Annotated in this window: 13 protein-coding genes; 7 read left to right on the top strand and 6 right to left on the bottom strand. The window is 62.7% G+C overall.

Going from position 1 to position 13595, the window contains the following annotated elements; translation table 11 throughout:
- The first annotated feature begins 40 nt into the window (after positions 1-40).
- Complete coding sequence (locus RPG13_RS17935; protein WP_126106914.1) at positions 41-415, top strand: DUF423 domain-containing protein; 375 nt, start codon at positions 41-43, stop codon at positions 413-415.
- A 74-nt stretch (positions 416-489) separates the two neighbouring features.
- Here the strand turns inward: RPG13_RS17935 and RPG13_RS17930 are convergent, their stop codons facing one another.
- Together RPG13_RS17930 and RPG13_RS17925 are read right to left on the bottom strand one after the other, a co-directional pair.
- Positions 490-654, bottom strand: coding sequence for a hypothetical protein (locus tag RPG13_RS17930; RefSeq protein ID WP_164547228.1), 165 nt, complete (start codon positions 652-654; stop codon positions 490-492).
- A gap of 62 nt (positions 655-716) precedes the next feature.
- On the bottom strand, positions 717-860 hold the full coding sequence (locus tag RPG13_RS17925; RefSeq protein ID WP_126106915.1) for a hypothetical protein: 144 nt from the start codon (positions 858-860) through the stop codon (positions 717-719).
- 144 nt (positions 861-1004) lie between these two features.
- Here RPG13_RS17925 and RPG13_RS17920 point away from each other — a divergent pair, with 144 nt between their 5' ends.
- The gene (locus RPG13_RS17920) at positions 1005-2087 is read left to right on the top strand and encodes a LacI family DNA-binding transcriptional regulator (RefSeq protein WP_337125662.1); all 1083 of its coding nucleotides are present in this window, start codon (positions 1005-1007) and stop codon (positions 2085-2087) included.
- A 10-nt stretch (positions 2088-2097) separates the two neighbouring features.
- Here RPG13_RS17920 and RPG13_RS17915 read toward each other — a convergent pair whose 3' ends face one another.
- Complete coding sequence (locus RPG13_RS17915) at positions 2098-3291, bottom strand: OpgC family protein (RefSeq protein ID WP_337125661.1); 1194 nt, start codon at positions 3289-3291, stop codon at positions 2098-2100.
- A gap of 270 nt (positions 3292-3561) precedes the next feature.
- Here RPG13_RS17915 and RPG13_RS17910 point away from each other — a divergent pair, with 270 nt between their 5' ends.
- Positions 3562-4233 carry an alpha/beta hydrolase gene (locus RPG13_RS17910; protein WP_337125660.1) on the top strand — a complete coding sequence of 224 codons (672 nt, stop codon included), beginning with the start codon at positions 3562-3564 and terminating at the stop codon, positions 4231-4233.
- A gap of 12 nt (positions 4234-4245) precedes the next feature.
- Here the strand turns inward: RPG13_RS17910 and sthA are convergent, their stop codons facing one another.
- Positions 4246-5634, bottom strand: a complete 1389-nt coding sequence (gene sthA, locus RPG13_RS17905; protein WP_127206314.1) for a Si-specific NAD(P)(+) transhydrogenase — start codon at positions 5632-5634, stop codon at positions 4246-4248.
- A 309-nt stretch (positions 5635-5943) separates the two neighbouring features.
- On the opposite strand from sthA, the gene RPG13_RS17900 reads away from it, so the two are divergent.
- The 3 genes from RPG13_RS17900 to RPG13_RS17890 all read left to right on the top strand — a co-directional run bounded on the left by RPG13_RS17900 (position 5944) and on the right by RPG13_RS17890 (position 8340).
- Positions 5944-6414: an RDD family protein gene (locus RPG13_RS17900; RefSeq protein ID WP_095485738.1), complete on the top strand. Its 471-nt coding sequence runs from the start codon at positions 5944-5946 to the stop codon at positions 6412-6414.
- A 138-nt stretch (positions 6415-6552) separates the two neighbouring features.
- Positions 6553-7317: an arginyltransferase gene (locus RPG13_RS17895; RefSeq protein ID WP_095485737.1), complete on the top strand. Its 765-nt coding sequence runs from the start codon at positions 6553-6555 to the stop codon at positions 7315-7317.
- Between the two features lie 129 nt (positions 7318-7446).
- A complete protein-coding gene (locus RPG13_RS17890; protein ID WP_337125659.1) occupies positions 7447-8340 on the top strand; it encodes a DMT family transporter in 894 nt (297 codons plus the stop codon).
- Here RPG13_RS17890 and RPG13_RS17885 read toward each other — a convergent pair.
- Together RPG13_RS17885 and parC are read right to left on the bottom strand one after the other, a co-directional pair.
- The gene (locus RPG13_RS17885) at positions 8328-9548 is read right to left on the bottom strand and encodes an AI-2E family transporter (protein ID WP_337125658.1); all 1221 of its coding nucleotides are present in this window, start codon (positions 9546-9548) and stop codon (positions 8328-8330) included. The genes RPG13_RS17890 and RPG13_RS17885 overlap by 13 nt on opposite strands.
- Before the next feature lie 244 nt (positions 9549-9792).
- Complete coding sequence (gene parC, locus RPG13_RS17880; RefSeq protein WP_337125657.1) at positions 9793-12045, bottom strand: DNA topoisomerase IV subunit A; 2253 nt, start codon at positions 12043-12045, stop codon at positions 9793-9795.
- 284 nt (positions 12046-12329) lie between these two features.
- On the opposite strand from parC, the gene RPG13_RS17875 reads away from it, so the two are divergent.
- Positions 12330-13520 carry a hypothetical protein gene (locus tag RPG13_RS17875; RefSeq protein ID WP_095485733.1) on the top strand — a complete coding sequence of 397 codons (1191 nt, stop codon included), beginning with the start codon at positions 12330-12332 and terminating at the stop codon, positions 13518-13520.
- Positions 13521-13595 lie beyond the last annotated feature (75 nt).

Below are 13595 nucleotides of genomic sequence, written 5' to 3'. Positions count from 1 at the left end.
ACCGTTTGCGGACTGTCATTACTTTGCGGAGACCAGCGACATGAGCACGGCCGAGCAACCAGCAAGCGGCAGCGGCCGCACCTTCGTTTTCGTCGGCGGCCTGTGCGGCGCGGCCGGCGTGGCGCTGTCCGCCGCGGCGGCGCATCTGGGCGGCGCTTTCGTCGGCATGGTCGCGTCGTTCCTGCTCATGCATGCGCCAGTCTTTCTTGCAATCGGCCTCGTCGGCGCAAACCGGATCCTGCGAATCGCAAGCCTTATTCTTCTCGTGGGGCTTGTATTGTTCTGCGGCGATCTCCTCGCCCGTGACTTCCTCGGCTCGCGGCTTTTCCCGATGTCGGCGCCGATCGGCGGTACCTTGCTCATCGCCGGCTGGCTGGCGATTGCAGCCTCGGCGCTGGTGCGCCCGCGCTCCTGAGACGGCATTCCCTCCCGCCTCAAAGTGCGGCGGTAACAGGCGAACGGCCGGGGCCCGTTTCAGCCAAACGAAGGTCAGTCAGATGTCGGCCAATCCTGCCGGCGTGCGGGCCGGACCGGCAGGTCGCGATCGCGTGCGGCCGGCTTGGTCAGGCGGCGCCGCTCCGGCCGATCTGTGGCCGGCGAGATGCCCCAATAGTTGCGATAGATGTCTTCGAACAGGTGCTTGATCGGATGCATGGCAAGGCTCCCTTTTCCAATTTGAATCGATCCAACCGACAGGTACGAAAAAGCGCTGCCGATCAGCTCCGCTTGCGCTCCACGAGAAAACGCAGGTCGCGGATCCATGGGCCGGCGCTGCCGCGACGTGTCCTGGTCATCGCATTCGAGGTGATGCTCCAGTCGTTGCGGTAGATGTCTTCGAACAGATAATTCACGGGGTGCATGGCACTCTCCTTCCTGAATCGATCCAATCGACGGTTAGCGCAACGTTTGGATCGATTCAAAGATATACCCGCCCGCGCCAATGTCAAGCAAAAATTTGAATCGATCCAACAAAGGTGCTAGGTAGCTGCCTGGAGGCAAAAAGAATGGCGTCATCCACCGAAGGCAATACAAGACCCATCCGGCTGGCCGATATAGCCAAGGCCGCCGGGGTTTCGCATGGCACCGCCTCCAACGTGTTCAGCCGTCCCGAGATCGTGCGCGAGGAAGTCCGCGAACGGGTCAAGGCAGCGGCCGAGGCGATGGGCTATGCGGGTCCGGATCCCAAGGGCCGGCTGCTGCGCGCCGGCAAGGTCAACGCGATCGGCGTCGCAACGACCGAGCCGCTGTCCTATTTCTTCGACGATCCCTTTGCCCGCACGATGATGGCCGGGATTTCCGAGGCATGTGACGCCACCGGCGCCGGTATCGCGCTGGTATCGGCCGGCAATGAGGAGAAACTTGCCTGGAACATCCAGAGCGCGCTGGTCGACGGCTTCATCCTGTTCTGCATCGAGGGAGGTCCGCGCCTCGTCGAGCTGACGCGTGAACGAAAGCTCCCCTTCGTCGCGCTCGAACTCGGCTCGGAGGATGACACGGTCTCGGCGATCGGCGTCGACAATGTCGCCGGCGCCCGCCTGGCAGCGCAGCATCTCGCCGAGCTTGGTCATCGGCGCTTCGCCGTTCTGGCGCTGCCTTTCGCCGACGACAGCACCGGTCTTGTTTCGCCGAGCCAAGTCCGGACGGCCGCCTACACCGGCACACGCGATCGCCTCATCGGCTATTTCGAGGCGCTTTCCCGGTTCGGCGTCGATACCGCCGGGATTCCGGTATACGAGACTGAAAACGACGAAGCCAGCACAAGGGCCGGCCTCGAAACGATCTTCGCCTCGGCAGAGCCGCCGACCGCAATCCTGGCGATGTCGGACCGGATGGCCATGGTCGCGATCGAATGGCTGACCGCGCGGGGCATCGCGGTTCCCGGCGACGTCTCGGTCGTCGGCTTCGACGGCGTGCCTGAAGCCGCACTTTCCGATCCTGCGCTCACCACGATCGCCCAGCCGATCGCCGAGATTGGCCGCCGGGCGGCACGAATGATCCTCGATTTCGACGGCACGGTGCGGCGCGAGACGCTCGGCGTCGAGCTTGTCGTCAGGGCATCTTCCGGACCGCCGCCCAAAACAGCTTGAGCCCGGACGCCTATCGATTGATGCCTGTCGCCATGGCTCGCACCCCGAAGGACGCATGGACTGGCGGCGCCTCGCTGCGGACCGGCTTGCTCTTGCCGGACCGTCCAAGACCCGACAGCCATTCGAGATAATAGGCGAGCGCGAACTGCATGGCGATGCCTGCGGCGATCAGCAAGCTGTCATAGGCAAACCCGCCCGGGTTGATCAGCTTCATCACCTGCGCCGCCATGGCGAGCACCGTGCCGGCGATGAAAACCGGCAGCGATCGTCTGCCCAATATGGCGAGCGGATGGTCGCGGCTGGTGCGGAACAGGTTCGAGACAGAAGGAAACGCCACGATCAGGTAGCTCACCGCCAGGATGTGCAGCAGCCTCGGCAGCGACAGGAACGTCTTGTCGAAGCCGGTCAGCACCACGGGCAGGTTCAGCCACGACACCTGCCCCCATAGCGGGCTGTGCACCCAGACCAATGCCGCCGCGACATAGACCGCCGAGGCGCTGACCAGCCAGCGATTGACCGGAATGGTGCCGCCGCGTCTGATATGCAGCATGCTTGCCAGGCCGATGTTGAAGAGGAACTGCCACGACAGCGGATTGAGGAACCAGAAGCCGGGCTCAGGATAATTCGGCGGGGCGATCTGGTAGATCCCGGCAACCAGCCACAGAGCTCCGGATATCGCGAGCGCCGCCAAAGGCCTGTGGCTGATGAACAGCAGCATGATTGGCGCCATCAGCAGCAGCACCGCATAGACCGGCAGGATGTTGTTGTAGCCGAGCTGATGGCCAAGCGTGGCGATGCCGATCAACGCTTGCGGCGGGTTCCTGATCAATGGCTCGATGTTGATCAGCGTCAGCATGTCCGGCCGCTTCGCGAACACCGCCGCCGCGCAGAAGATGGCCACCACCGCCATCGTCGTGACGATGTGGGCGACATAGAGCACACCGGCGCGGCGCCACAATTTCAGTGTCGCCATGAGCCGGTTTCCGGACTGGAATTTTGAACCGTAGGCGAGCGCGACTGACATGCCGGAGATCAGCACGAAGGCCTCCGCGGCATCCGAAAACCCGAAATTCTTATAGGTCAGGGTTTCGAAAACCGTGCCCGGGACATGGTCGACAAATATGATCAGCAGAGCGAGAGCGCGGAACACATCAATACGCGTATCGCGTTCCGGGATACGCATGACGCGATCCGAGATACGCATATCGCGATCCGGGATACGCGTATCCCGGATTCGCATAGCGCGATCCGGTGAATTTGGCACGGTCATCGATAAAAGGCCTCAAAGCTGGTTGTTCATGCCGGCAATCGATGCGACCGCCGGACGCACCGCTTCGATTCCTCCCGCAGGAGCATATCGGCGAAGAAACGGACTGAAATGCGCCTGGTTCAATCAACTTTGAAGGAGCCCGAAAATATTCCGTTTTGAAGCCGGCAAATGAACAAAACCGTCACGAAATCAAAGGGATGAACTATGGCGGAAAAACCTCCGGAAGATGGCATTTTGCGGCGCGATCTGGCCTTTTTCTACCGGCTCTATCGACCCGTTGATTCGAGCGGCGAATGCCTTTTCCTGCTGCATGGATCCGGGGTCGACGAGACGACGCTGGTGGCGCTGGCGCGGCAAATCTCACCGCGCGCCGTGCTGCTGGCGGTCCGTGGACGCATCGCCCAGGAGGACGGTTTCCGCTGGTTCGCGAGGGTCACGCCGACGCGCTTCGAACAGGAGAGCATCCGCACCGAGGCGGACGCTTTCGCGGGCTTCGTCACCGAGGCCGCGAAGCGCCACGGTCTCGATCTCTCCCGAACGATTTTTCTCGGCTATTCGAACGGCGCCAATCTGGTTTCGAGCGTGATGCTGCTGCATTCCGGCCTCATCGAACGGGCAGCATTGCTGCGCCCGATGCCGGTGCTCGACGACGTTCCACCAGCCGACTTGTCCAAAGCGCGCGTGCTGATCATCGCAGGTGCCGCCGACCTGACCTACGCGCCCTTCGCGCCGGCGTTGGTCGCATTGCTCGAATCACATGGTGCCGAGGTCGAGGCCCGCACCATCGCCTCCGGCCATGAAATCGGCGATCGGGATGCTGAAATCGTCAGGCGATGGCTGGCGGGCCCGGCAATCGCCGTCGCGCAGGCGAACTGATGAGCCGTGGTTTTACGCTCGCCCCATGCGGTTCCAGGCATCCAGCCCGGCGATCTTGTAGGCTTCGGCCAGCGTCGGATAGTTGAACGTGTTGTTGACGAAGAAATCGACGGTGCCACCGAGATTGATCACCGCCTGGCCAATGTGAATGAGTTCGGTCGCGCCCTCGCCGACGATATGCGCGCCGAGCAACCGGCGTGTTTCGATCGAGAACAGAAGCTTCAGGAAGCCGGTGGTCACGCCCATGATATGGCCGCGCGAGGTTTCGCGGAAGCGCGCCACGCCGACCTCATACGCGCCGCCGCTCTCGCGCACCTGCTCCTCGGACTGGCCGACCGTCGAGATTTCCGGCACGGCGTAGATGCCGTAGGGAAAGGTTTCCGGCGGCGGCGGCAAGGGCACGCCGAAGGCATGGCAGGCGGCCACCCTGCCCTGTTCCATAGAGGTGGAGGCGAGGCTCGGAAAGCCGATGACGTCGCCGGCGGCATAGATGTTCGGCACGCTGGTCCGGAAGGTCTGCGGATCGACCTTGATGCGGCCCCGGGAGTCGGACTCGATGCCGACCACGTCCAGGCCGAGCGCGCCGACATTGCCGGTGCGCCCCGCGGCATAGAGCACCATCTCCGAGCGTATGGTGCGGCCGTCGGCAAGCGTCACCTCGGCGTAGTCGGGTTTCGAGGCGATCTCCTTGATCGCACTGCCCAGCCGGATGGTCATGCCGCGGTCGCGCATCTGATGGATGAAGTCGTCGACGATCTCGCGGTCGACGAAATCGAGGATGGTGTTGCGCGGCTCGACCAGCGTCACCGGCACGTCGAGCGCCGAAAAGATCGTCGCGTACTCGACGCCGATGACGCCGGCGCCGATCACCGTGAGCGTGCGCGGCAGGCGCTCGAGCTCCAGCATCTCGTCGCTGTCGAAGATACGGGTCTTGTCGAAGGGCACGTCGCGCGGCCGGTGCGGGCGGGTGCCGACTGCGATCAGCGCATGCGCAAAACCGACTTCGCTATAGTCGCCGGTTTCCGTCGTCAGGCTCGCTCTGTTGGGACCGAGGAATTTGACCCCGGCGCGTGCGCTCTTGACCGTATTGCGCATGAATTGGTGCTGCAGCACCTCGACTTCATGATCGAGTGTCTTGTGCAGGCGCTCGATCAGGTCGCCGACCGAAATGTCCTGCTTGACCCGGTAGCCGCGCCCGTAGAAGCCGCGCTCGCGCCAACCGGAGAGGTTGAGCACAGTTTCCCGCAGCGTCTTCGACGGGATGGTGCCGGTGTGCACGGAAACACCGCCAAGACGCCGGCCCCTGTCGACCACCAGAACGGATTTCCCAAGCTTGGCCGACTGCACCGCGGCACGGCGCCCGGAAGGGCCGCTGCCAATGACCAGCATGTCATAGTCCATGTCGCCCCGTCCCTCGCCCGCCGATATGTTGCGCCGCAGCAAACTAACGCCATCCGCGCGGCAAATTCAACCGATCCAAGCTAAAGCGCTCGCGTTCGAACGGATTCATGCGACGCGCTTTAAGCCCTTGTTTCTATGCATGTCGTTATCGCAAAACCGCTGCGCACTTTTTGCGCGACATGCATTAGGTTCGGCGCTGCTTCCGGTCGCAGGCTGAAAACGGCTCGATCTTGATTCCGTCGCGAGACTTCACCATTTCAACACCAGGCGGCCCGCACCCTATCCCGGGCCTGATTACGAGGAAATGACATGAACGCGCGCGTTCTCGACGGCGAAATCATCACCACCAGGCTCGATGATATCAGGGCCTATGACGGCGTGCGCACGCGGCGCGTCCTCGCCTTCATCATCGACTATTGCATCGTCGCGCTGCTCACCATTCCGTTCGCGATCCTGGTGTTCTTCCTCGGGATCTTGACGCTCGGCCTCGGTTGGATGCTGTTTTCCGTCCTCGTGCCGGCCGTCGCCATCCTCTACATCTGGAACACGCTCGGCAGCACCGACCAGGCCACGACAGGCATGAAGATGATGGGTATCCGGCTCGACCGCCTCGACGGCACCCGCATCGACGGGCTGACGGCCGTGGTGCATTCGGTGCTGTTTTGGGCCGGCAACGTTATCCTGACGCCGCTGGTCCTCCTGGTGTCGCTGTTTGCCGACCGCAAGCGCACGCTGCACGACCTGCTGTTGGGCACGGTGGTCAGCCGCAGTGACCGCTGAGGACAGCTTTCGCGAGTCTCCCGCGAGCGTTTATGTGCAAAGTGAAGGCGTCCGCTCGGCGCGCTTTCACAATCCTGTTGAATTTTTCGCTGCGCGCGCCAAAGGTATGATGATTCGCAGGAGTGTTTCCAAGGTTCGATGACGCAGCATCCAACCCAGTCGCCACAGTTCTTCCTGACCGCGCCGTCGCCGTGCCCGTATCTTGAGGGCCAGTTCGAGCGCAAGGTGTTCACGCATCTGGTCGGCGACAAGGCGTCGGAGATGAACGACCTGTTGACGCAAGGCGGCTTCCGGCGATCGCAGAACATCGCCTACCGGCCGGCCTGCGAGACCTGCCGTGCCTGCGTTTCGGTGCGCATCCTGGCCCAGGAATTCACCGCCAGCCGCAACATGAGGCGGGTGATACAGCACAATTCAGACCTCATCGGCGCCATGCACGACGCGCAACCATCCACCGAGCAGTATTCGCTGTTCCGCAGCTATCTCGATGCCCGCCATCGCCGCGGCGGCATGTCCGACATGACGGTGCTCGACTACGCCATGATGGTCGAGGACACGCATGTCGACACCAAGGTCATCGAGTACCGGCGCCGCGGCCCCGACAGCTTCATCACCGGCAAGGGCCAGGGCGAGCTGATCGCGGTGGCGCTCACCGACAAGATGGCCGACGGCCTGTCGATGGTCTATTCCTATTTCAATCCGGACTTCGAGGATCGCTCGCTCGGCACCTTCATGATCCTCGACCACATCGCCCGCGCCAGGGCGATGGGCTTGCCCCATGTCTATCTCGGCTACTGGGTCAACGGCTCGCGCAAGATGAACTATAAGATGCGCTTCATGCCGCAGGAGCATCTCGGCCCCAAAGGCTGGGAACGCTACGACCACGAAGCGGTTTCGCGCTGATCCGCCCTTCCGCCAATCATCCTTAAAACTGTTCAAGGAGGATGCTGCTGGTTTTCGGCCGCTTGGCTGGAAGGACAGACGCTGGGCCAATTTTGCGCCTGCCTCCACATTCATTGCGAGAATTGCCGCATGTCGTCCCATAACGATCACCAGAAGGGCCTTCTCATCACCGCCATTGGCGGCCTGACGCTGACCGTCGACATTCCACTGATCCGCCTCGCCGACGGCGGCGCATGGACGATCCTCTTGCTGCGCACCGCCACCACCTTGGTCGCGGCGCTGGTCATCTGGGCTGTCTGGCGCTCGCTGAGCCGGAACGCGCCGCAGCTCATCCCCGGCTGGTCGGGGCTGGTTGTCGCCATATGCTACGGGCTGACCTCGGTCACCTTCGTCACCAGCATCTATTACACCACGACCGCCAATCTGGTCTTCATCCTGGCCTTCAACACCGTGTTCGCGGCACTGCTGTCCTGGGTGTTCCTGAAGGAGCGGCCGCGACTGGTCACCGTGGTCGCGATGCTGGTCATGATCCTCGGCGTCGCGATCATCGTCGGCGATTCGATCGGCACCGGGCACCTGTTCGGCGATCTCATGGCGCTGTGCTCGGCTTTCTTCATCGCTCTGGCCATCACCATCTCGCGCGCCAGCGGCAAGGACATGGGGTTCACATCGCTGATCGGCGTGATCCTGCCCCTGGCCGTCGCGGTGTTCATGGTCTCAGGCGAAGGCCTTCAGGTGAACGCGCCGTGGTGGATCATCTTCAACGGCGCCGTCATCATGCCGATCTCGTTCTTCTGCCTCGCCAACGGACCGAAATATGTTTCGGGACCGGAGGTGGCGATGTTCTATCTGCTCGAAACCGTGCTGGCGCCGGTCTGGATGTGGATGATCTTTGCCGAAACGCCGTCGCGCAACAGCCTGATCGGCGGCGCGATCCTCATTGTCACGCTGGTCGCCCATTCGCTATGGCAGCTGCATGAAGGGCGCAGGCGCGCCACCCTCGCGGTCAGTCACCCGGCCTGACTCTTCCTCGCGGCGGCGTGCTCCGCGACGATGTCGATCTGCGGCGGAGCACCTTCCAGGTCGTCCGGCGCTGGAGGGGCAAGCTCGTCGGCCAATTCCACCTCGCGCAGCCATTCGCGCCAGATCGCGACCAGCAATGCCATCAGCACCGGGCCGATGAACAGGCCGAGAAAGCCCATCGTCTTGACGCCGCCGATCAGGCCGAAAAAGGTCGGTAGGAACGGTAGCTTTATCGGGCCGCCGACCAGTTTAGGGCGCAATGTCTTGTCGACGATGAACAGTTCGACGGTCCCCCAGATGAACAGCGCCAACCCAGCCACCGGCGAGCCACTGGCGGCGAGATAGATCGAAACAAGCGTGAAGGACAGCGGTGCGCCACCGGGAATCAGCGCCATGATGCCGGTCAGGGCGCCGAGCGTCACCGGCGACGGCACACCGGCCAGCCAGTAGGCCACGCCCAGGACCACCCCTTCGCCGATGGCGATAATGGTCATGCCGGTCACCGTCGAGGAAATCGTCGCCGGCACGACACGCGAAATCCGCTCCCATCTGGTCGGCAGGATGCGTTCGCCGAGACGGTCGATCTGCCCGGCGAAATGCTCGCCGTCGCGATAGGCAAAGAACAGCGCGATCATCATGAACAGCAGCGCCAGCAGAAGGCCGAAGGCGCTGCCGCCGGCAGCCAGCACGCCGCGGTAGATGCTGCCGATGTTGGCGCCGCTGATCAGCTGGATCAGTTCGCCGATGCCGCCGGGATGGCCGAGATTGCGCGTCCACTGCTCGTTCAGCCACTCGCCCACCACAGGCAGCGTGGCGATCCAGTGCGGCGTTACCGCGCCTTCGCGGTTGGTCTCGATCGCCCAGCCAACCCATTCGCGGACTTCGTTGGTGGCGTAGGCGCCGGCGAGCGCGATCGGCACCACCAGGAAGGTGAGGATGAACAGTATCGCCAACGTCGCGGCGATCGTACGGTTGCCGCCGACACCAGCGAGCAATCGCCGATAGAGCGGCCAGCTGGCAAAGGCGATGACAAGCGCGGCCAGTACCGGGACCAGGAAACCATGAAAGAAATAGACGCCGGCCGCAACGATCAGCACCAGAAGCCAGCGCGCCGCCGACAGCGGCGGAATGACGGCGGATCTGAGCGGCGTCGACAGGCCAAACAGGCGCTGCTGGCCTTCCGGTTTCCGAATCCTAGCTTCCTTCAAATGCCCATTTCTCCCAAACGGCTCATGTAGCGATACTTATGCACTGATATAGTGCAGCAATCGTGACGGCATTCCAAATGTTTGGATATCTCCCCCTCGAGGGGGAGATGGCCGGCAGGCCAGAGGGGGTCGCCGCGCATAAAGCGCCGGCGTCCTCAGTCCACAATAAGAGGTCGCGTCAGGACGTGCCGACCCCCTCTGTCGCCTTCGGCGACATCTCCCCCTCGAGGGGGGAGATTAGCAGCTACCCGAATTTCCCCGTCCTCGGGAATCCCTTCGGCACCATGCGGCCTGCCGAGGCTCGGGCACCGATCCATTCGATCAGCTCTTCACGCGACTTGACGAAGGTGCGGTCGGCCGAATCCTGCCAGGAGAGACCGCTTTCGAGCGTGAAGGTCTTGAGGTCGAGGACGCCGCCATCCTTGTATTTCTGCAGGCGAACGCCCTTGCCGCGGCCCATCTCAGGGATCTCGGCGAGCGGGAAGACCAGCATCTTGCGATTCTCGCCGACGATGGCGAGATGGTCGCCGGCGACCGTCACGCAGCGCTGAGCCTCGTCGGGCGCCTTGACGTTCATCACCTGCTTGCCCTTGCGGGTGTTGGCGACAACCTCTTCTTCCGGCACGATGAAACCGTTGGCGTCATGCGACACCAAGAGCAGCTTGCGCTTGGGATCATGGACGAAGGCGGTGACGATATCCTGGTCGTTGTCCATGTCGACGATGATGCGGATCGGTTCGCCATGGCCGCGCCCACCCGGCAGCCGGTCGGCGCCGATCGTGTAGAACTTGCCGCCGGTGGTGAAGACCAGCACCTTGTCGGTGGTCTGGGCGTGGAAGGCGAGCTTGAGGCTGTCGCCCTCCTTAAAGGTCAGCGTCGAATGGTCGGTCAGATGACCTTTCATCGCCCTGAGCCAGCCCTTTTCCGAAACGACCACGGTGACCGGCTCGCGCTCGATCATGGCATGGGCAATATCGGTCAGGTCATGTTCGGGCGCGTCGGCGAACTGGGTCCGGCGCTTGCCGAGCTCGGTCTCCGGTCCGAATTTCTCGCGGATGCTGGAGACTTCCCATTTGATCGTCGACCACTGCCTGGCGTCGGACGCAAGCAGTGCCTCGATCTGCTTCTTCTCGGTGGTGAGACCGTCGAATTCCTTGCGGATCTCGAACTCCTCGAGCTTGCGCAGGGCGCGCAGCCGCATGTTGAGGATGGCTTCGGCCTGGTTGTCGGTGAGCGACCAGCGCGCCATCATCACTTGCTTGGGCTCGTCCTCCTCGCGGATGATCCTGATCACCTCGTCGATGTTGAGATAGGCGATCAGATAGCCGGCGAGGATCTCCAGCCGCCTTTCGATCTCGCCGAGGCGATGCCTGGAGCGGCGGATCAGCACCTCGCGGCGGTGCTCCAGCCATTCCTTGAGCACGCCCTTCAACGACAACACGTTAGGTATCTTGCCGCGCGACAGGACGTTCATGTTGAGCGGAAAGCGGCTTTCGAGCTCGGTCAGCTTGAACAGCGATTCCATCAGGATGCCGGGATCGACCGAACGGCTCTTCGGCACCAGCACGACGCGGACGTCCTCGGCGCTCTCGTCGCGGATGTCCTCGAGCAGCGGCAATTTGCGCGCCATCAAAAGCTCGGCGATCTTTTCGATCAGCCGCGCCTTCTGGACGCCGTAGGGGATTTCCGTGACGACGATGCTCCAGGTGCCCCTGCCCTGGTCCTCCTGGCTCCATTTCGCCCTGACGCGGAAACCGCCGCGACCGGTTTCGTAGGCTTCGAGGATCGAGGCACGGCTGTCGACGATGATGCCGCCGGTCGGGAAATCCGGACCTTGCACGAAGTCCATCAACGTCGTCACCGGCGCATCGGGATGCTCGATCAGATGCAGCGCGGCGTCACAGAGCTCGGCGGCATTGTGCGGCGGGATCGAGGTCGCCATGCCGACGGCAATGCCGGACGAGCCGTTGGCCAGCAGGTTCGGGAAGGCGCCGGGCAGCACGACCGGCTCCTCGTCCTCCTCATTGTAGGTCGGCCGGTAGTCGACGGCGTCTTCGGTGATGCCGGACAGCAGCTCGGTCGCCACATCGGTCATGCGCGCTTCGGTGTAGCGCATGGCGGCGGCGTTATCGCCGTCGATATTGCCGAAATTGCCCTGGCCGTCGACCAGGGGATAACGCATCGAGAAATCCTGCGCCAGCCGCACCAGCGCGTCGTAGATCGACTGGTCGCCATGCGGATGGAACTTGCCCATCACCTCGCCGACGATGCGGGCGCATTTGGCGAAGCCCTGGTCGGGGTTGAGCCTGAGCAGCCGCATGGCATGCATGATGCGGCGATGGACCGGCTTCAGCCCATCGCGCACATCCGGCAGCGCCCGGTGCATGATGGTCGACAGCGCATAGGCGAGATAGCGCTCTTCCAGCGCTTTCTTCAGATCGACCGGCTCGATGTTGTCGCCACCGCCATCGCCAGGCGGTAAAAGCCTTTTTCCCATGGGCTGGGACTAGCCGAGCGGGTGATTCGCGGCAAGAGGCGCTTGGATGTGAGGCGCCTTCTGCAACACGAACTGAACGCACTCCAGCAACGACCAACATCAATTGGTTACATCCCCCCTCTATGGCAAGCGCGATGGATCGGGGGCGCGATGGATCGAATTTGCCTTTCGCCATGGTTTTCGACCATTGTGCGGGAGAACGCCTTTTTCCCGTCCAGTTCGTCACGGAAGGGTGACGGCGCAAAGAATTGAAAATAATCTCAGGACACGCTCAGGGAACCGCGATGACGATCAGACGCTCGACACTCAACAAGCTCGCTTTTTCGACCTTCCTGCTGACGCTGCCGCTGAACGCGGCCTTCGCGCAGGATGCTGCGGTCGCCGACCGGCTGAAGGCAGCTCTCGCCGCCCAGGGCGTCGACATCTCATGGACCGGGGTGACGGGCGATGCCTCCAGCATGGTGCTGCAAGGCGTCGCCGTCAAACCGGCGGCCGAAAAGGAAGCGCTCAAGCTTGGCGACGTCACGCTTGAAGGCGTGACCGAAGCCAATGGCGGTTATGAAATCGAAACGGTCTCGACTGCGGCGTTCCAGCACAGCGAGGACGGCGTCACGCTCAACCTCAGCCCGTTCATCATCCACGACATGACGGTTCCGGCCGACGGCACCACGGGCCCGCTGGGCTCGCTGATGATGTACAAATCGGCAGAGCTCGACAACATGACTGTCAAGGTTGCCGACAAGACCGCCTTCTCGATGGACGGGCTTGCCATCGAGATCACGCCGCCGGCCGACGGCAAGGCGATGGAATTTTCCGGCACGACGGAGAAGTTCAATGCCGACCTGACGCTGATCGAGGATCCGAAGTCCAAGGACGTGATCAACGCGCTCGGTTACCAGAACATCACCGGAAACCTTGAAATGGCGGGCACCTGGCAGCCTTCGGACGGCAAGATGGAGCTGTCGAAATACGACATCTCCGTCGACAATGCCGGAACGCTCGGCATGACCTTCGGTCTCGGCGGCTACACGCTTGACGTCATCAAATCGCTGCAGGAGGCGCAGAAGAAGATGGCGGCCCAGCCCGAAGGCGCCGACAATTCGGCGCAAGGCATGGCCATGCTCGGCGTCTTGCAGCAGCTTTCGTTCAACAGCGCTTCGATCCGCTTCGACGACGATTCGCTGACCAACAAGGTGCTGGACTATGTCGGCAAGCAGCAAGGCATGTCCGGCAAGGATATCGCTAACCAGGCCAAGGCGATCGTGCCTTTCGGCATGGCACAGCTCAATAATCCGGAATTGACGGCGCAGGTGTCGGCTGCAGTCGGCAAATATCTCGACGATCCGCAGAGCCTCGAAATCTTGGCCGAGCCGCCGGCGGCGGTGCCGTTCGCGCTGATCATGGCAGGCGCCATGTCCAACCCGGTGGATCTGACGAAGACGCTTGGCGTGACGGTCAAGGCGAACGAGGACTGACCGAAGCGGTCCCTTGAAGCGAAAAGCCCGGCGCGATGCCGGGCTTTTTTGTGAATGAACAGAATCGGTTGCGGG

It is taken from the genome of Mesorhizobium sp. ISC15, from assembly GCF_037162615.1.
Lineage (GTDB): Bacteria > Pseudomonadota > Alphaproteobacteria > Rhizobiales > Rhizobiaceae > Mesorhizobium > Mesorhizobium mediterraneum.
The sequence above is the reverse complement of the archived record's forward strand: the minus strand, read 5'-3'. Positions and strand labels throughout refer to the sequence as shown.